The organism is Pseudocitrobacter corydidari (assembly GCF_021172065.1).
GTDB classification, from domain to species: Bacteria; Pseudomonadota; Gammaproteobacteria; order Enterobacterales; family Enterobacteriaceae; genus Pseudocitrobacter; species Pseudocitrobacter corydidari.
Map to the genome: position 1 here is coordinate 4,610,530 of NZ_CP087880.1, position 18,767 is coordinate 4,629,296.

Consider the following 18,767-nt stretch of genomic DNA (forward strand, 5'->3'; position numbering starts at 1 on the left):
AGCCAGACGCTAAAGACTTAGGTCTGGCTTTGGGTGGGGATTAACGAGCCGCTTCGTAAATGCGACGGCTTACTTCGAGGGTAATATCCTGATTTTCACCCAGTTTTGTCATGCCGTGTTCTTCGAGTTTTTTCAGCAGCGCCGGAATAGAGCTGCCGTCCAGACCGTAATCGGACAAATGAGTCGGTACGCCCATTTGCTCGAAGAAATTGCGGGTGGCGGCGATGGCGGCGTCGATACGCGCATCATCGGAACCTTCGGTGATGTTCCAGACGCGTTCTGCGTATTGCAGCAGTTTGGCGCGTTTGGTATCACGTTTTTCATTCCACAGGGCCGGCAGGACGATAGCCAGCGTCTGTGCGTGGTCGAGGCCGTGCATGGCGGTCAGTTCGTGACCCAGCATGTGGGTTGCCCAGTCCTGCGGCACGCCTGCGCCAATCAGGCCGTTTAATGCCTGGGTTGCCGCCCACATAATATTGGCGCGAACATCGTAGTTTTCAGGTTCTTTCAGCGCTTTCGGGCCATCTTCAACCAGCGTCAGCAGAATACCTTCCGCGAAGCGATCCTGAATTTTGCCGTTTACCGGATAGGTGACGTACTGTTCGACCGTGTGCACGAAGGCGTCAACCACACCGTTCGCCACCTGACGCGGCGGCAGAGTGTAGGTGTATACCGGGTCCAGAATCGCGAACACCGGCTGCACGTGCGGCGACATAAATGCGCGTTTGTCACCGGTCGTTTTACGGGAAATAACCGCACCTTTATTGGATTCAGAACCGGTTGCCGGAAGGGTAAGAACGGAACCCATCGGAATCGCGCTGTTCACCTTGCTGCCGTAAGTTTCCAGAATTTCCCACGGATCGATAGACGCATCGTAATGCGCCGCCGCCGCGATGAACTTGGTGCCATCCAGCACGGAACCGCCGCCAACGGCCAGCAGGAACGTGATTTTTTCGTCGCGGGCAATTTTCACCGCGTGCATCAGCGTTTCATAAGACGGGTTTGGCTCAATGCCGCCAAACTCGCGAACGTCCAGACCTTTCAGCGCGGTTAACACCTGGTCCAGTACGCCGGTTTTTTTCACGCTGCCGCCGCCGTAGGTCACCAGAACGCGAGCATCCGCAGGAATTTGCGCACGCAGGTTTTCAATAACGCCTTTACCGAAAAGAATACGGGTTGGGGTATGGAGATCAAAATTAAACATGGCTCGTTTCCTTCATCGGAGGATAGAAAAAGTGGGTAGCAACCGTGGCTACCGGATGACGACTATTGTGGTCTTTGGGGACGATCCTCTCAATGCACATTCCTGCCTATGTCTTGCCCATTTCTCCATAGGACTGGAGAAAAGTAGCGAAAAGGTCAACAATGAAAGCCTGAATTAATCTGGCGGAAGAGTGGGGATATGAACCGGGAAGAGATTTGCGCGTTGCTGACGGATAAAGTTAAGTCACTGAAAAGTAATGAGCAAAAGCTCAGTGCTTTGGTGCCGGATATCCAGCTTATCTACGGTACGCAGCCTGCCGCTCGTACGCCTGTTATGTACCGTCCTGGGATTATATTTCTCTTTTCTGGCTATAAGATTGGCTATATCAATGAACGTACCTTCCGCTACGACGCCAATGAATACTTACTGCTGACGGTGCCGCTGCCGTTTGAGTGTGAAACCTTTGCCACCGAGGCCGCGCCGCTGGCCGGGTTACGTCTGAACGTCGATATTTTGCAGCTTCAGGAGCTGCTGATGGATATTGGGGAAGATGAACGCTTTCAGCCTGCAATGGCGGCGAGCGGCATTAACTCGGCGACGCTCTCTGATGAGATCCTTTGTGCGGCCGAGCGCCTGCTGGATGTGATGGAACGCCCGCTGGAAGCGCGCATCCTCGGCAAACAGATTATCCGCGAAATGTTGTTCTATGTGCTTACCGGACCGCGCGGTGGAGCATTGCTGGCATTGGTCAGCCGCCAGACGCACTTCAGTCAGATAAGCCGGGTATTGAAACGTATCGAAAGCCAGTACACCGAATCCTTGAGTGTCGATCAACTGGCCGCCGAAGCCAATATGAGCCTGTCGGCGTTTCATCATAACTTTAAATCGGTGACCAGCACGTCACCGTTGCAGTACCTGAAAACCTATCGCCTGCATAAGGCGCGAATGATGATGGTGCATGATGGATTAAAAGCAAGCGCAGCGGCAATGCAGGTGGGATATGAAAGCGCATCGCAGTTTAGCCGCGAATTTAAACGCTATTTCGGCATTACGCCTGGAGAAGATGCGGCGCGATTACGCGCGATTCAAATCGTTTAGGCAAGAGGGCCTTGTAGGCCGGATAAGCGCAGCGCCATCCGGCTTTAAAGCGCATCCGGCTTCAAAAATACAGCGCCCTCAGGCGCTGCAATATTTCTTCTTAATCACCACCACCAGCGTACCGAGCAGCCCGGCAACCAGCAGGAAAATAGGCAGGATCATCAGAAAGGTCATCACCTGATCTTCATGACGTTTTACAAACGGAATCATACTGATGGCATAGCCAAGGCTGGTGACGACGCCTACCCACAGCAGCGCGCTCAGCCAGTTAAAGAACTGGAAGCGGCGATTAGAGAGTCCGGAAATACCCGCCATGGTTGGCAGCAGCGTACGTACGAACGCCAGAAAGCGCCCGGCGAGCAGCGCCAGCAGGCCATGACGATCGAACATGCAGGTTGCACGTTGATGGTATTTATCCGGCAATTGCGAGAGCCAGCCTTTCACCGTACGGGTGTTGCCCAACCAGCGCCCCTGAATATAGCTCAGCCAGCAGCCGAGGCTGGCGGCGGTCGTCAGAATGATCACCGTCGGCACGAATCCCATCACCCCTTTGGCGATAAGCGCGCCCGCGAGCAGCAACAGGCTATCGCCCGGCAGGAAGGAGGCCGGAAGCAGACCGTTTTCTAAAAACAGCGTGGCAAACATGACCAGATAAACCACCCCCACAACGTGAGGATTCGCCAGCGCGGCAAAGTCATGCTGCCAGAGCGCGGCGACAATATCTTGAATGACGACCATGGACTTTCCTGTGGAACAGCATTTTCGCTTATTGTACTCCCGAATTGCCCGAAACTCTTTGATCCCTCGCGCAACAACGCACGCGCAGCTGTTCAGGAATAAGAACAACCTGAGCACTGTGCGTTTACGCCGGGATGTTCTGGCCATTCGGCAGAGAGACTGTTCTCAAAATCATGAAAATACGCGAGGCTTTGCGCGGCGCGTATCTTCAGGAACATTGCTAACCAGACAGCCCGGTGCGAAACGCCGCCGGGCCTGAGGCTATTTTACACAATACGCGCGAAGCCTGCTGCTAAATCCGCGATAAGATCGTCAATGTTTTCTAAACCAATATGTAAGCGAATAAGGGTGCCGGTAAAGTCGACTTCGCCGCCGGGGCGAATCTCCGCCAGCTGTTCTGGCTGGTTAGGCAAAATCAGCGACTCAAAACCGCCCCACGAGTAGGCCATGCTGAACAGGGAGAAGTTGTCGAGGTAAGTCGCAAGCTCGGCATCGGTTAAACGCTTATTCAGCACGAAGGAGAACAGGCCGCTGCTGCCTGTAAAATCTCGTTTCCAGTATTCGTGGCCTTTACTGCCCGGCAGCGCCGGATGATTCACGCGGGAAACCTGCGGATGCTGTTCCAGCCATTCGGCAATTTTCAGGCTGCTTTCATGATGCTGACGCAGGCGAACGCCAAGTGTGCGCAGTCCGCGGCTGGTCATGTAGGCGGTGTCCGCATCCAGCATCTGGCCCATCAGATACGCATTTTCGCGCAGTTGCGCCCAGCAGCGTTCGTTGGATACCGCGGTACCGACCATCGCGTCAGAGTGGCCAATCAGGTACTTTGTGCCCGCCTGAATGGAGATATCGATTCCGAAATCGAGCGCCTTAAACAGCACGCCTGCTGCCCAGGTGTTGTCGATCATAATGATTGCATCTGGCGCAACGCTGCGCACGGCGGCAACAATCGCCGGAACATCGTGAACTTCCATGGTGATTGAACCGGGTGATTCCAGGAACACGACTTTGGTGTTGGGCTGAATCAGGTGCGCGATGTCGCTGCCGATCAGCGGGTCGAACCAGCTGGTGGTGACACCCAGTTTCCCCAGAATTTTGGTGCAGAAATCCTGGCTCGGCTCATAGGCGGTATTGGTCATCAACACATGATCGCCCTGTTCAACGAAGGCCAGAATCGTATTAGCGACCGCCGCTGCGCCGCAAGGGAAGAGGGCGCAGCCCGCGCCGCCTTCCAGTTCACACATCGCTTCCTGCAACGAGAAGTGGGTGAGTGTGCCGCGACGGCCATAAAAGAGTTCGCCTTTCGCGCGATTACGGGTGGCATGTTTCTTCGCCTCAACGGTGTCGAACACCAGCGAAGAGGCGCGCTGAATGACGCTGTTTACCGAACCCTGCGTGTACTTTTTACTCCGCCCGGCGTTGACCAGCGCGGTATCCAGGTGCTTATCTGCCATCTCTCTCCTGCCCATTTTTATACGTCTGGACGTCTAAACTATCACGATTATTGCAGGATGTACTCGCTCTTACCGCATAAAGCAGAAAATTTCTCAAAAAGCGCGGTGGTGACTTTTTTACTGCGTAAGCGCAAGGAAAATAAGTATGATTTGAGTCACTATGTAAATACTAATGAGAACTACTATCAATTCGACGTCGTTTTGATATTATTGTGCTCAGATTTTGTGATTTATGTCCTGGAGATACAGAGTGGGTAATAATTTGATGCAGACGGATCTCTCCGTTTGGGGTATGTATCATCATGCCGACATCGTTGTTAAAGTGGTTATGATTGGCCTGATTCTGGCATCCGTAGTCACCTGGGCTATCTTCTTTAGTAAGAGCGCAGAGTTGTTCTCCCAGAAGCGTCGCCTCAAACGCGAGCAGCAGCTGTTAGCGGAAGCCCGCTCTATCGATCAGGCGCACGAAATCGCCGCCGCCTTCCACGCGAAAAGCCTAAGCACGCAACTGATTCATGAAGCGCAGGACGAGCGCGAGCTTTCTGCGGGTTCCGAAGACAATGAAGGAATTAAAGAGCGTACCGGCTTCCGTCTGGAACGTCGTGTTGCCTTCGTGAGCCGTAGTATGAGCCGCGGTACCGGTTACCTCGCGACCATCGGCGCGATTTCCCCGTTCGTCGGTCTGTTCGGTACCGTTTGGGGTATCATGAACAGCTTCATCGGTATTGCGCAGACGCAAACCACCAACCTGGCCGTTGTTGCACCGGGTATCGCAGAAGCGCTGCTGGCGACCGCAATTGGTCTGTTCGCCGCTATTCCGGCGGTGGTTATCTATAACGTCTTCGCCCGTCTGATTGGCAGCTATAAAGCAAACCTCAGCGATGTTGCTGCGCAGGTTCTGCTGCTGCAAAGCCGTGACCTGGACCTCCACGCCAGCGGCGTGACCCAGCCGGTACGTTCCGCACAGAAATTACGAGTAGGTTGATGCCCCATGGCAATGCGTCTTAATGAAAATCTGGACGATAACGGCGAAATGCATGAAATCAACGTGACGCCGTTTATCGACGTTATGTTGGTTCTGCTGATCATCTTCATGGTTGCCGCGCCACTGGCGACGGTGGATGTGAAGGTCAATCTGCCTGCATCCTCCAGCCAACCGCAGCCGCGCCCGGAAAAACCGGTCTACCTGTCGGTGAAAGCAGATAAGTCGATGTTCCTGGGTAATGACCCTATTACCGATGAGAACATGGTGAACGCGTTGAACACGCTGACGGAAGGGAAGAAAGATACCACTATCTTCTTCCGCGCCGATAAAACCGTCGACTATGAAACGATGATGAAGGTGATGGACACCCTGCATCAGGCTGGTTATCTGAAAATTGGTCTGGTAGGGGAAGAACACGCGGGGGCGAAGTAAAGCCCTCGCCCCACACCTTAACCCTCTCCCCAAAGGGGAGAGGGGACAGATAGTGCCAATATCATGTCCTGCGCCAAACTACCCGCTTCCCTAATAAATACTTCCCCCCAAATAATTATTTTTTGTTGCTTTAAATTAAATTTCTTTCTGTTTTAAGTAGTAATTAAAATCACCACAAAGAATATATTCTTCCCCTCTGCTGGTAATGGTTAATAAACTCTCTACGCTTATTTATGGCGCTAAAAATACTAATAACATTACCTGTACAGTGCGGAACAATATGGATAAATCAAACAATATAAAAGCTCGCGGATCGCTGCGTGAAAGTATCTCTGTTTCGTCTATTCGCCAGCGGGCCGACGGCCAGATGCTGGCGCTGGTGTGGCTGCTTTGGGTTATCTCGCTGGTTGTGGGCTGGATAGCCGGGAATGGGCTGGTGGCGCTATTTTTCGCGACGCCGTTGGCGATTCTGGCCACGCTTGTCACTGCACTTTTTCGCGGGCGATTAATTTCAAGACTGTTTTTTGCGTTTATCCTGATGGCCTTTTCCGCACTGCTTATTCAATTGGGTGAAGGCGAAACGGAATATCACTTCTCTGTTTTTGTGCTTTTATCCGCGTTGCTGGCCTGGCGTGACTGGCGTCCGTTGGTGATGGGCGCGGCGGTCATTGCGGTGCACCATTTAGTCTTTAACTATTTGCAGGCCTATAACCTTTATCACATCGTTATTTTTATGCATACCGGCCTGCATATGGTGATGATGCATGGTGCGTTTGTGGTGGCGCAAACCCTATTCCTGGTCGTACTGGCGTTGCGTATGGAACAGGATGCGATATCTGCCAGTGAGGTAGCGAAACTGGCGGCGGTCATTAATTGTCAACCCGGAAGCCTGACCCTGGCGCGAGAATCAAACAACAGCCATTCGCCGTTCGCCCGTACCTTTAGCCGCACGCTTGGCGCGATGCGTAATACGCTGGAGCAGGTAAGTGGCAATGTCGTTCAGTTGCTGGACGCGTCGCACACTATTTTGCAGCGCAATACCGCGCTATCGGAACGTACTGATAGCCAGGCCAATTCCCTTGCCATCGCCGCCAGCGCGATGGAGCAACTGGCGAGCGCGGCGTCACTGACCAGCGAACAAGCCAGCGAGGCGCGCAAGCGTGTTTTACAGGCGTGCGATGTCGCAAGGCAGGGCGGGGAAAACATCCGCGCGGCGACGGCTTCAATGATGCATATTCGTGATGAATCACAGCAGATTAATAGCATTCTTGAGTTAATCGACGGCATCGCCTTTCAGACGAATATTCTGTCGCTGAACGCCTCGGTTGAAGCGGCTCGCGCAGGCGAACATGGCCGAGGGTTTGCGGTGGTCGCCTCTGAAGTGCGTTCGCTGGCGTTACGTTGTGAAGAGGCGGCGAAAGAGATTCGCCAGCTTACCGCCGCCTCGGTGAAAAGCACCCATCAGGGCGCTGAGCAGGTCGAGCTGGCGGGAAATACCATGCAGGCGATCATTACGCATATTGAAGGCTTACAGGACTCGCTGGAAATCCTCTCTTCGATGAGCGAACAGCAGCGCACCAGCGTGATGCAGATGAAGGGCAGTATCGCCAGCATTGATGCCAGCGTGCAGGAAAACGTCCAGCATGTGGCGCAGACCATGCAGGTGGCGCAGCAGCAACAGCGCTATACCGGCGAACTGAAAACGGCGATTTCGGTGTTCAGGTTGGTGTAACCTAACCCTAAATTGCTGATGTGAATTGTTGAAATGATGTTGCATGGTTGCGATATACTAAGCCGAATTGAGTTTATCGACAGGACACTATGGAACGTTTTTTTGAAAATGCGATGTACGCGTCGCGCTGGATTTTAGCCCCGGTATATTTTGGCCTTTCATTGGCGCTGCTGGCGTTGATGATTAAGTTTTTTCAGGAGATCTTTCACGTTCTGCCTAACATCTTTGAACTGGCAGAAGCCGATCTTATCCTGACGTTGTTATCGCTGGTCGATATGACGCTGGTGGGCGGTTTGCTGGTGATGGTGATGTTCTCCGGTTACGAAAACTTTGTCTCGCAGCTGGATATCAGTACCCACAAAGAGAAGCTGAACTGGCTGGGAAAAATGGATGCCACCTCGCTGAAAAACAAGGTCGCGGCATCCATTGTCGCTATTTCATCTATCCACCTGCTGCGGGTGTTTATGGATGCCAAGAATGTGCCGGATAACAAGCTGATGTGGTATGTGATTATCCACCTGACATTTGTGCTGTCGGCGTTTGTCATGGGATATCTGGACCGCTTAACTCGTGGTCAGAAGCATTAAAACGCGACTCGTGCCCGGTGGCGATGCGCCACCGGGCAAAGAGTGTGCTATTTATCCGACGACGCCTGCCACAAATTCAGTTGCCCATCGGCAACATGCTTATCAATCTGCGCCAGCTCTTCTGCCGTAAAGTTCAGGTTATTCAGGGCCTGAACGTTCTCTTCAATTTGCTCCGGTCGGCTCGCGCCAATCAGCACAGACGTTACACGATTATCTTTCAGCAGCCAGCTTAGCGCCATTTGCGCCATGCTTTGACCGCGACTCTGCGCCATCTCGTTCAACAGGCGCAGGCTGTTGAGGTTGCTTTCGCTCAACATGTTTTCTGTCAGGCCGCGTGCTTTTTTCCCTTCGGTCTGCATGCGTGAGCCGTCCGGAATTCCGTTGAGGTATTTACCGGTCAGCAGCCCTTGCGCCAGCGGGGTAAAGGCGATGCAGCCGACGCCGTTCTCTTCCAGCGTATTCAACAGGCCGCTTTTATCCACCCAGCGGTTGAGCAGGTTATAGGACGGCTGGTGGATAAGTAACGGGATTTTCCACTCGCGCAATAACTCAGCCATCTTTTGCGTGCGCTCTGGCGAATAAGACGAGATACCAACATACAGCGCTTTGCCGCTCTGCACCGCCTGCGCCAGCGCGGCAGCGGTTTCTTCCATCGGTGTGTTTTCGTCCACACGGTGCGAATAGAAGATATCGACGTAATCCAGCCCCATGCGCTTCAGGCTCTGGTCGAGGCTGGCGAGCAGGTATTTACGCGAGCCGCCTTTGCCATATGGCCCCGGCCACATGTCGTATCCGGCTTTGGTCGAGATGATCAGCTCATCGCGATAGGCGGCGAAATCTTCCCGCAGCAGGCGGCCAAAGTTCTCTTCCGCACTGCCCGGAGGCGGGCCGTAGTTATTGGCGAGGTCGAGGTGAGTAATGCCGCAGTCGAACGCTTTACGCAGCAGCGCGCGCTGGCTGTCGAGCGACTGGATATGACCGAAACTGTGCCATAACCCGAGTGACAGCGCGGGCAGTTGCAGGCCGCTGTTGCCGCAATAGCGATATTGCATCTGCTCGTAACGGGCAGGATTGGCGGACCAGGTCATAATGTCTCCTTGATTGTCTGATTTTTGAAACGCTGTTTCCAGATTAACGTTTTTGTCACAACCAACCCGTCGGCGGGATCACAATGCTGATGATTTATGGGCAATAAATCTGTCTTGTGCTTTTCTTAGTTAATGCCTGTTAATGGAGATCCCTTGATGACCCGACTGACCGCCAAAGACTTTCCGCAAGCGTTGCTCGATTACTACGACTATTACGCGCACGGTAAAATTTCAAAACGCGAGTTTCTGCAACTGGCCGGGCGGTACGCCGTCGGCGGTATGACTGCGCTGGCGTTGTTTAATCTGCTTAAGCCCAACTACGCGCTGGCGGAACAGGTCGAGTTCACCGACCCGGATATCAAACCGGAATATATTCGCTACCCGTCGCCCAACGGCCACGGCGAAGTGCGCGGTTATCTGGTCGCGCCGACGAAAGCCGCCGGAAAGGTACCCGCCGTGGTGGTGGTGCATGAAAATCGCGGGCTTAACCCGTATATAGAAGATGTTGCCAGGCGAGTGGCGAAGGCGGGCTATATCGCCCTTGCGCCGGATGGCCTCTCTTCCGTCGGCGGTTATCCCGGTAACGATGATGAAGGGCGCGAGTTACAGCAAAAAGTTGATCCGACCAAACTGATGAATGATTTCTTCGCCGCGATTGAGTTTATGCAGACGCATCCGCAGGCGACGGGCAAAGTGGGGATAACCGGTTTTTGCTATGGCGGCGGCGTGTCGAATGCAGCGGCGGTGGCTTACCCTGAGCTGGCCTGCGCGGTGCCGTTCTACGGGCGTCAGGCACCGGTCGCGGATGTGGAAAAAATCAACGCCCCTTTATTACTGCATTACGCGGCGCTGGATACGCGCATTAACGAAGGCTGGCCAGCGATGGAAGAGGCCCTAAAGGCGCATAAAAAAGTGTACGAAGCCTATATTTATCCGGGCGTGAATCATGGTTTCCACAATGACTCCACCCCGCGCTACGACAAGGCCGCAGCGGAGCTAGCCTGGCAGCGAACGCTGGCGTGGTTTGAGAAATATTTGCACTGAAAGTAAAGGCTGCAAATAGCACTGGATATCGCTCAAAAAGTCGCTATATAATTTTATATATAACGATTGAGGATTGTGCGATGGATAACCATTTTGGTAAAGGCCTGATGGCCGGGCTGAAAGCACCTTACGCCGACAGTGCGCAGAAGGTTCTGGGCTTTTGTTCTGACTATAAACGCGGGTTTGTGCTGGGGTTTTCCCATCGCATGTTTGAGAAGACGGGCGACCGGCAGCTCAGCGCATGGGAAGCGGGCGTCCTGACACGACGCTATGGTCTGGATAAAGAGATGGTGATGGATTTCTTTAAAGAGCACGAATCCAGCACGACGGTGCGCTACTTTATGGCGGGTTATCGCCTGGAAGGGAGATAAACCGGGTGGAATACACCCGGTTTCCATCGTTTAACCCTGACGTTTATCTTCCGTCTGGGTGTCGAAATCGCTGGCGGCATGACGCTCATGCAGTTGCTCATTCAATGGGCCGTTGGTGCGGTTAACAATGCGTCCGCGCTGTACCGCCGGGCGGCTGGCGATATCCTTCGCCCAGCGCTGCACGTTTTTATAGCTTTGGGCATCAAGGAATTCATCCGCGCCATAAACCTGACCCAGCACTACGTTGCCGAACCACGGCCACACCGCCATGTCGGCAATGGTGTATTCCTCGCCTGCGACATAGCGCCCACGCGCCAGCTGTTTATCCAGCACATCCAGCAGACGTTTCGCTTCCATGGTGAAACGGTCGATCGCGTACTCAATTTTCACCGGCGCATAGTTATAGAAGTGACCAAAACCGCCGCCGAGGAACGGCGCGGAGCCTTGCAGCCAGAATAGCCAGTTCAGGGTTTCTACGTGGCCCGCCGGATCTTTAGGCAGGAAGTGGTCAAATTTTTCCGCCAGATACAGCAGGATATTGCCGGACTCAAACACGCGGGTCGGCGGCGTGGTGGAATGGTCACGCAGGGCCGGGATTTTCGAGTTTGGGTTCACTTCAACAAAACCGCTGGAGAATTGATCGCCCTCGCCAATGCGAATCAGCCATGCGTCATACTCCGCGCCCGTCACGCCCAGCGCTAACAACTCTTCGAGCATGATGGTGACTTTCTGGCCGTTTGGCGTACCCAGCGAATAGAGCTGAAGCGGGTGATGCCCAACCGGCAACTCTTTTTCATGCGTCGCGCCGGAAACCGGGCGATTGATATTAGCGAACGCACCGCCGCCGTTTTTCTTCCACTCCCAGACTTTGGGAGGCTGATAGGTGTTGTCTGACATGTTGGCCTGCCTTTTTGATGATGTGTTGAGGCAGTGTAGCAGTTGATGGGCGATCGGTTTAACGAAGTGAGGGATTTTGACGGCACAACAGGTGTATGATTAACCGACACCTGTTGGATAAATAACAACGTGCAGGGACGACCACACCCGCTATTACTCGCCGCCTGCATGCTCTGAGGAAGACACATGAGTTGTTCGAGTAGTGACGCGCCGTTTGGCACGTTGTTGGGATATGCACCGGGTGGCGTCGCCATCTATTCTTCAAATTACAGCAGCCTGAAGCCCGAAGAGCGGGCGGATGATGTCTCGTTCCGTAGCTATATCGATAACGAGTACATGGGCTACAAGTGGCAATGCGTGGAATTCGCGCGCCGCTTCCTGTTCCTGACCTACGGTTTTGTTTTCACCGACGTCGGCATGGCCTATGAAATCTTCTCTCTGCGCTTTTTGCGCCAGGTAGTGAATGACGACATTCTGCCGTTGCAGGCATTTGCCAATGGTTCGCGCCGCGCGCCGAAAGCGGGTTCGCTGCTCATCTGGCAGAAGGGCGGTGAATTCCATGAAACCGGCCACGTCGCGGTCATCACCCAACTGGTCGGCAATAAAGTGCGCATTGCAGAACAGAACGTTATCCACTCGCCTCTGCCTGCGGGCCAGCAGTGGACGCGCGAGCTGACGCTGGAAGTGAAAGACGGCCATTACATCCTTCATGATACGTTTGACGACACCACCATTCTGGGCTGGATGATCCAAACCGCCGATACCGAATACAGCCTGCCGCAACCAACAATTGCCAGTAAAGCGCTGAATTTGCAGGGCGCGCGGCTGGAAAATCGCGGTCAGTTCGACGGTAAATGGCTCAACGAACAGGATCCGTTGCAGAAAGCGTACGTCGCTGCAAATGGTCATGTGATCAATCAGGACCCGTATCAGTACTTCACCATGACGGAAAGCGCTGAACAGGAGCTGATTAAAGCCACCAACGAAATGCACCTGATGTATCTGCACGCCACCGACAAAGTGATGCGTGACGATAACCTGCTGGCGCTGTTTGATATCCCGAAAATTCTCTGGCCGCGTCTGCGTCTCTCCTGGCAGCGTCGCCGCCACGACATGATCACCGGGCGCATGGATTTCTGCATGGATGAACGCGGTCTGAAGGTGTACGAATACAACGCCGACTCCGCATCCTGCCATACGGAAGGCGGGTTAATCCTCGAACAGTGGCTTAAAACCGGCTTTGAGGGCAAAGGCCATAACCCTTCAGATGAACTGCTCAGCGAACTGATTGGCGCGTGGAAACACAGTTCGGCGCGTCCGTTTGTTCACATCATGCAGGATAAAGATCTGGAAGAGGATTACCACGCGCAGTTTATGCAGCGTGCCATCACGCAGGCTGGGTTTGAGTGCAAAATTCTCCACGGCCTGGAAGAGGTGCACTGGGATGCCGCGGGTCAGCTGGTGGATGACGAAGGGCGACTGGTAAACTGCGTATGGAAAACCTGGGCGTGGGAAACCGCCATTGAACAGGTGCGTGAAGTGAGCGATGCCGAGTATGCGGCGGTGCCGATTCGCACCGGCAGCCCGGCGGGCGAGGTGCGCTTGATTGACGTGCTGCTGCGCCCGGAAGTGATGGTCTTCGAACCGCTGTGGACGGTGATTCCGGGCAACAAAGCGATTCTGCCGGTACTGTGGTCGCTGTTCCCGAATCATCCGTATCTGCTCGACACCGATTTTGAAGTGACCGATGCGCTGGCTAAAACCGGCTATGCGGTGAAACCGATCTCCGGGCGCTGCGGCAGCAACATTGACCTGGTGAGCGGGCACGATCAGCTTCTCGATCAAACCAGCGGTAAGTTTGTCGACCGCAAAAATATCTACCAGCAGTTGTGGTGTCTGCCGAACGTCGCCGGGAAATACATTCAGGTGTGTACCTTTACCGTCGGCGGCAACTACGGCGGGACCTGCCTGCGCGGCGATACGTCGCTGGTGATTAAGAAAGAGAGCGATATCGAACCGCTGGTGGTAATTGAGCGGTAATAAATCGAAGCGGAGCCTGCAACGGGCTCCGCTTTTTTTACCTGCGAGCATCACGACACAATATTGAACCCTTCCGTCAATTCGGCGCATAAATTGATCCAGCACAGCCCAAACGTATGATGAATCCTTAAAATCATCATACTCACTTAGTCTTACTCCTTTTCACTGAAGGTCATCGTTTTGTCCATTCTCCGTCGCACGCTCATTGCGCTGCTGACCTGTGCCTCGTTTTTCGCACACGCCGCTGCGCCAGATGAAATCACCACCGCCTGGCCGGTTAACGTCGGGCCGCTTAATCCGCATCTTTATACGCCGAATCAGATGTTTGCCCAGAGCATGGTCTATGAACCGCTGGTGAAATATCAGGCCGACGGATCGGTAAAACCCTGGCTGGCAAAAAGCTGGACGCATTCGGATGATGGCAAGATCTGGACCTTCACCCTGCGCGATGACGTGAAATTTTCCAATGGTGAACCGTTTGATGCAGAGGCGGCGGCAGAAAACTTCCGCGTGGTGCTCGATAACCGTCAGCGTCATGCCTGGCTTGAACTGGTAAATCAGATTGTCGATGTGAAAGCGCTGAATAAAACCGAGCTGCAAATCACGCTGAAAAGCGCCTATTACCCCTTCCTGCAAGAACTGGCGTTACCCCGACCTTTCCGTTTTATCGCCCCGTCGCAGTTTAAAGATAACGAGACCCTGCGCGGGATTAAAGCGCCCATCGGCACGGGGCCATGGGTGCTGAAAGAATCGAAACTGAATCAGTACGATGTCTTCGTCCGCAACGAAAACTACTGGGGCGAAAAACCGGCGATTAACAAGATAACCATTAAAGTGATCCCGGACCCGACCACCCGCGCGGTGGCGTTTGAAACCGGCGATATCGATCTTCTTTACGGCAACGAAGGGTTATTGCCGCTCGATACCTTTGAGCGTTTTAGCCACAACCCGGCTTACCGTACTCAGCTTTCTCAGCCTATTGAAACAGTAATGCTGGCGCTGAACTCCGCCAAAGCGCCGACCAACGAGCTGGCGGTGCGCGAAGCGCTCAATCATGCGGTGAATAAAAAATCCCTGATCGACAACGTGCTTTATGGCACGCAGCAGGTGGCGGATACGCTTTTTGCGCCGACCGTACCTTATGCCGATCTCAAACTGAAAGCGCGCCAGTACGATCCGCAACTGGCGAAAAATCTGCTGGAGAAAGCAGGCTGGACGCTGCCCGCAGGCAAAGACATCCGCGAGAAAAACGGTCAGCCGCTGCGCATTGAACTGTCGTTCATTGGTACCGATGCGTTAAGTAAATCGATGGCCGAAATTATTCAGGCCGATATGCGCCAGATTGGTGTTGATGTCGCCCTGATTGGCGAAGAAGAGAGCAGTATTTACGCCCGCCAGCGCGACGGTCGCTTCGGCATGATTTTCAACCGCACCTGGGGCGCGCCTTACGATCCGCATGCGTTTTTAAGTTCGATGCGCGTGCCGTCTCACGCTGATTTCCAGGCGCAACAAGGATTAGCGGACAAGCCGCTGATTGATAAAGAGATTGGCGAGGTGCTGGAAACCACGGACGAAACAAAACGCCAGGCGCTTTACCGCGATATTTTGACGCGCCTGCATAGCGACGCGGTCTATCTGCCGATTAGTTATGTGTCGATGATGGTGGTGGCGAAACCTGAACTGGGCAAAATCCCCTACGCGCCCATCACCAGCGACATTCCTTTTGAACAGATTAACCCGGTGAAACCCTGATGTTGCGTTACGTATTACGCCGCGTGCTGCTGCTGATCCCGATGGTGCTTTCCGCCTCGGTGATCATTTTTCTGATGCTGCGCCTCGGCACCGGCGACCCGGCGCTCGATTATCTGCGTCTGTCTAACCTGCCGCCGACGCCGGAGATGCTGGCTTCTACCCGCACCATGCTCGGGCTGGATCAGCCGCTGTATGTACAGTACGGAACCTGGTTGTGGAAGGCGCTGCATCTTGATTTCGGCATCTCGTTTGCCACGCAGCGCCCGGTGCTGGACGATATGCTGACCTTCCTGCCCGCCACGCTGGAACTGGCGGGCGCGGCGCTGGTGTTAATTCTGCTCACCTCCGTGCCGCTCGGCATCTGGGCGGCGCGCCACCGCGATCGTTTGCCGGATTTCGCCGTGCGCTTTATCGCGTTTCTTGGTGTATCGATGCCCAACTTCTGGTTGGCGTTTTTGCTGGTGATGTTCTTCTCGGTCTATCTGCAATGGCTGCCCGCGATGGGCTACGGCGGCTGGCAGCACATTATTTTGCCTGCGGTTTCCATCGCCTTTATGTCGCTGGCGATTAACGCGCGTTTGCTGCGCGCCAGTATGCTGGACGTCGCCGGTCAGCGTCACGTCACCTGGGCGCGGCTACGCGGCCTGAACGACAAACAGACCGAACGTCGCCATATTCTGCGCAATGCCTCGCTGCCGATGATTACCGCCGTGGGGATGCACATCGGCGAACTGATTGGCGGGACGATGATTATCGAAAACATCTTTGCCTGGCCGGGCGTCGGGCGCTATGCGGTGTCGGCGATTTTCAACCGTGACTATCCGGTGATCCAGTGCTTTACGCTGATGATGGTGGTGGTTTTTGTGGTCTGTAATTTGATTGTCGATTTGCTCAACGCCGCGCTGGACCCGCGCATTCGCCGTCATGAAGGAGCGCACGCGTGAACTTTTTCCTCTCTTCCCGCTGGTCGGTACGCCTGGCGCTGATCATTATCGCCCTGCTGGCACTGATTGCGCTTACCAGCCAGTGGTGGCTGCCGTACGACCCCCAGGCGATTGATTTGCCGTCGCGCCTGCTTTCACCGGATGCGCAGCACTGGCTGGGCACCGATCACTTAGGGCGCGATATTTTCTCGCGGCTGATGGCGGCGACCCGCGTGTCGCTCGGCTCGGTAATGGCCTGCCTGCTGCTGGTACTGACATTAGGGCTGGTTATTGGCGGCAGCGCCGGACTGATTGGCGGGCGCGTTGATCAGGCCACCATGCGCGTCGCCGATATGTTTATGACCTTCCCGACCTCGATTCTGTCGTTCTTTATGGTCGGCGTGCTCGGAACCGGGCTGACCAACGTGATTATCGCCATCGCCCTGTCGCACTGGGCGTGGTACGCGCGCATGGTGCGAAGCCTGGTGATTTCGCTTCGCCAGCGCGAGTTTGTGCTGGCGTCACGGCTTTCCGGCGCGGGCCATGTACGGGTGTTTGTCGATCATCTGGCGGGCGCGGTGATCCCTTCGCTGCTGGTGCTGGCAACGCTGGATATCGGCCATATGATGCTGCACGTCGCGGGGATGTCCTTCCTCGGCCTCGGTGTGACCGCGCCGACCGCCGAGTGGGGCGTGATGATTAACGACGCGCGTCAGTATATCTGGACCCAGCCGCTGCAAATGTTCTGGCCGGGGCTGGCGCTGTTTATCAGCGTGATGGCCTTTAACCTGGTGGGTGACGCACTGCGCGATCATCTGGATCCTCATCTGGTGACGGAGCACGCACACTAATGCCGCAACAGATTGAACTACGTAATATCGCGCTACAGGCCGCACAGCCGCTGGTGCACGACGTATCGTTAACCCTGCATCGCGGGCGCGTGCTGGCGTTAGTCGGCGGTAGCGGCAGCGGGAAATCACTGACCTGCGCCGCGGCGCTGGGCATTTTGCCCGCAGGCGTTCGCCAGACGGCGGGGGAAATTTTAGCCGATGGCAAACCGGTTTCGCCCTGCGCCCTGCGCGGCATCAAAATTGCCACCATCATGCAGAACCCGCGCAGCGCCTTTAATCCGCTGCACACCATGCACACCCACGCGCGGGAAACCTGTCTGGCGTTAGGGAAACCCGCCGACGATGCCACGCTTACCGCTGCCTTAGAAGCGGTGGGGCTGGAAAACGCTCCGCGTGTGCTGAAGCTATACCCGTTCGAGATGAGCGGCGGCATGTTGCAACGCATGATGATTGCGATGGCGGTGCTGTGCGAATCGCCGTTTATCATTGCCGATGAGCCGACCACCGACCTTGATGTGGTGGCACAAGCGCGCATCCTCGATCTGCTGGAAAGCATTATGCAAAAACAAGCGCCGGGAATGCTGCTGGTGACCCATGATATGGGTGTGGTGGCGCGTCTGGCGGATGACGTGGCGGTAATGTCTGACGGTAGGATTGTCGAACAGGGCGATGTCGAAACGCTGTTTAACGCCCCTCAACATGCGGTGACGCGCAGCCTGGTTTCCGCTCACCTCGCCCTTTATGGTATGGAGCTGGCATCATGACCTTACTTAACGTCTGCGACCTTTCCCATCACTATGCGCACGGTGGATTTAGCGGAAAACATCAGCATCAGGCGGTGCTGAATAACGTTTCCCTGACCCTGAAAAGCGGTGAAACTGTCGCTCTGCTGGGGCGCAGCGGCTGCGGGAAAAGCACCCTCGCGCGGCTATTGGTAGGTTTAGAATCGCCCTCACAAGGAAATATTAGCTGGCGTGGCGAACCGCTGGCGAAACTTAATCGCGCGCAACGTAAAGCATTCCGTCGCGATATTCAGATGGTGTTTCAGGACTCCATCAGCGCCGTGAATCCACGCAAAACCGTGCGCGAGATCCTGCGTGAACCGATGCGCCACCTGCTATCGCTGAAAAAATCCGAACAACTGGCGCGCGCCAGCGAAATGCTGAAGGCGGTCGATCTCGATGACAGCGTTCTAGACAAACGCCCACCGCAGTTAAGCGGCGGTCAGCTCCAGCGCGTCTGCCTGGCTCGCGCGCTGGCGGTCGAACCGAAACTACTGATTCTGGATGAAGCCGTTTCTAACCTTGATCTCGTGTTACAGGCGGGCGTCATTCGCCTGCTGAAAAAGCTACAACAACAGTTTGGCACCGCCTGCCTGTTCATCACCCACGACTTACGTCTTGTAGAACGCTTTTGCCAGCGAGTGATGGTGATGGACAACGGACAAATCGTCGAAACCCAGGCGGTGGGAGAGAAATTAACTTTTTCTTCTGAGGCCGGACGTGTGCTTCAAAACGCGGTATTACCCGCATTTCCCGTGCGCCGTCGCGCCACAGAAAAGGTTTAAGTCT

The 18,767-nt window shown here is 54.8% G+C and carries 18 protein-coding genes; 13 read left to right on the plus strand and 5 right to left on the minus strand.

The window, feature by feature from the left end:
- Positions 1–40: 40 nt before the first annotated feature.
- Positions 41–1,204: an alcohol dehydrogenase gene (gene yqhD, locus G163CM_RS21555; protein ID WP_231826234.1), complete on the minus strand. Its 1,164-nt coding sequence runs from the start codon at positions 1,202–1,204 to the stop codon at positions 41–43.
- A gap of 198 nt (positions 1,205–1,402) precedes the next feature.
- Between yqhD and G163CM_RS21560 the strand changes: the two genes are divergently transcribed.
- A complete protein-coding gene (locus tag G163CM_RS21560; protein ID WP_231826235.1) occupies positions 1,403–2,302 on the plus strand; it encodes an AraC family transcriptional regulator in 900 nt (299 codons plus the stop codon).
- Between the two features lie 78 nt (positions 2,303–2,380).
- Here the strand turns inward: G163CM_RS21560 and yghB are convergent, their stop codons facing one another.
- Positions 2,381–3,040 (minus strand): DedA family general envelope maintenance protein YghB, encoded by a 660-nt coding sequence (gene yghB, locus G163CM_RS21565; protein WP_015963002.1) that lies wholly within the window; start codon positions 3,038–3,040, stop codon positions 2,381–2,383.
- Positions 3,041–3,306: 266 nt separating this feature from the next.
- Complete coding sequence (gene metC, locus G163CM_RS21570) at positions 3,307–4,494, minus strand: cystathionine beta-lyase (protein WP_231826236.1); 1,188 nt, start codon at positions 4,492–4,494, stop codon at positions 3,307–3,309.
- A gap of 250 nt (positions 4,495–4,744) precedes the next feature.
- On the opposite strand from metC, the gene exbB reads away from it, so the two are divergent.
- The 4 genes from exbB to G163CM_RS21590 all read left to right on the plus strand — a co-directional run bounded on the left by exbB (position 4,745) and on the right by G163CM_RS21590 (position 8,230).
- Positions 4,745–5,479, plus strand: a complete 735-nt coding sequence (exbB, locus tag G163CM_RS21575) for a tol-pal system-associated acyl-CoA thioesterase (RefSeq protein ID WP_231826237.1) — start codon at positions 4,745–4,747, stop codon at positions 5,477–5,479.
- A gap of 6 nt (positions 5,480–5,485) precedes the next feature.
- Positions 5,486–5,911 (plus strand): TonB system transport protein ExbD, encoded by a 426-nt coding sequence (exbD, locus tag G163CM_RS21580; RefSeq protein WP_015963005.1) that lies wholly within the window; start codon positions 5,486–5,488, stop codon positions 5,909–5,911.
- A 280-nt stretch (positions 5,912–6,191) separates the two neighbouring features.
- The gene (locus G163CM_RS21585; RefSeq protein ID WP_231826238.1) at positions 6,192–7,643 is read left to right on the plus strand and encodes a methyl-accepting chemotaxis protein; all 1,452 of its coding nucleotides are present in this window, start codon (positions 6,192–6,194) and stop codon (positions 7,641–7,643) included.
- Between the two features lie 89 nt (positions 7,644–7,732).
- Positions 7,733–8,230 carry a TIGR00645 family protein gene (locus tag G163CM_RS21590; protein WP_015963007.1) on the plus strand — a complete coding sequence of 166 codons (498 nt, stop codon included), beginning with the start codon at positions 7,733–7,735 and terminating at the stop codon, positions 8,228–8,230.
- Positions 8,231–8,277: 47 nt separating this feature from the next.
- Here G163CM_RS21590 and G163CM_RS21595 read toward each other — a convergent pair whose 3' ends face one another.
- Entirely contained in the window at positions 8,278–9,318 is a 1,041-nt protein-coding gene (locus G163CM_RS21595; RefSeq protein ID WP_015963008.1) for an aldo/keto reductase, read from the minus strand.
- 156 nt (positions 9,319–9,474) lie between these two features.
- Between G163CM_RS21595 and yghX the strand changes: the two genes are divergently transcribed.
- Together yghX and G163CM_RS21605 are read left to right on the plus strand one after the other, a co-directional pair.
- Positions 9,475–10,362, plus strand: a complete 888-nt coding sequence (gene yghX / locus G163CM_RS21600; protein ID WP_231826239.1) for a YghX family hydrolase — start codon at positions 9,475–9,477, stop codon at positions 10,360–10,362.
- A gap of 80 nt (positions 10,363–10,442) precedes the next feature.
- Entirely contained in the window at positions 10,443–10,733 is a 291-nt protein-coding gene (locus G163CM_RS21605; RefSeq protein ID WP_015963010.1) for a DUF2623 family protein, read from the plus strand.
- A gap of 30 nt (positions 10,734–10,763) precedes the next feature.
- Here G163CM_RS21605 and yghU read toward each other — a convergent pair whose 3' ends face one another.
- Positions 10,764–11,630 (minus strand): glutathione-dependent disulfide-bond oxidoreductase, encoded by an 867-nt coding sequence (gene yghU / locus G163CM_RS21610; RefSeq protein ID WP_231826240.1) that lies wholly within the window; start codon positions 11,628–11,630, stop codon positions 10,764–10,766.
- A 186-nt stretch (positions 11,631–11,816) separates the two neighbouring features.
- On the opposite strand from yghU, the gene gss reads away from it, so the two are divergent.
- From gss to nikE, 6 genes are all read left to right on the plus strand, one after another.
- Positions 11,817–13,670 (plus strand): bifunctional glutathionylspermidine amidase/synthase, encoded by a 1,854-nt coding sequence (gene gss / locus G163CM_RS21615; RefSeq protein WP_231826241.1) that lies wholly within the window; start codon positions 11,817–11,819, stop codon positions 13,668–13,670.
- A 174-nt stretch (positions 13,671–13,844) separates the two neighbouring features.
- The gene (nikA, locus tag G163CM_RS21620) at positions 13,845–15,422 is read left to right on the plus strand and encodes a nickel ABC transporter substrate-binding protein (RefSeq protein ID WP_231828408.1); all 1,578 of its coding nucleotides are present in this window, start codon (positions 13,845–13,847) and stop codon (positions 15,420–15,422) included.
- On the plus strand, positions 15,422–16,366 hold the full coding sequence (nikB, locus tag G163CM_RS21625; protein WP_149465012.1) for a nickel ABC transporter permease subunit NikB: 945 nt from the start codon (positions 15,422–15,424) through the stop codon (positions 16,364–16,366). Before nikA ends, nikB begins: the two co-directional genes overlap by 1 nt.
- Entirely contained in the window at positions 16,363–17,196 is an 834-nt protein-coding gene (gene nikC, locus G163CM_RS21630; protein WP_001008963.1) for a nickel ABC transporter permease subunit NikC, read from the plus strand. Before nikB ends, nikC begins: the two co-directional genes overlap by 4 nt.
- The gene (gene nikD / locus G163CM_RS21635) at positions 17,196–17,960 is read left to right on the plus strand and encodes a nickel import ATP-binding protein NikD (RefSeq protein WP_231826242.1); all 765 of its coding nucleotides are present in this window, start codon (positions 17,196–17,198) and stop codon (positions 17,958–17,960) included. Before nikC ends, nikD begins: the two co-directional genes overlap by 1 nt.
- Positions 17,957–18,763: a nickel import ATP-binding protein NikE gene (gene nikE / locus G163CM_RS21640; RefSeq protein ID WP_231826243.1), complete on the plus strand. Its 807-nt coding sequence runs from the start codon at positions 17,957–17,959 to the stop codon at positions 18,761–18,763. Before nikD ends, nikE begins: the two co-directional genes overlap by 4 nt.
- The last annotated feature ends 4 nt before the right edge of the window (positions 18,764–18,767 follow it).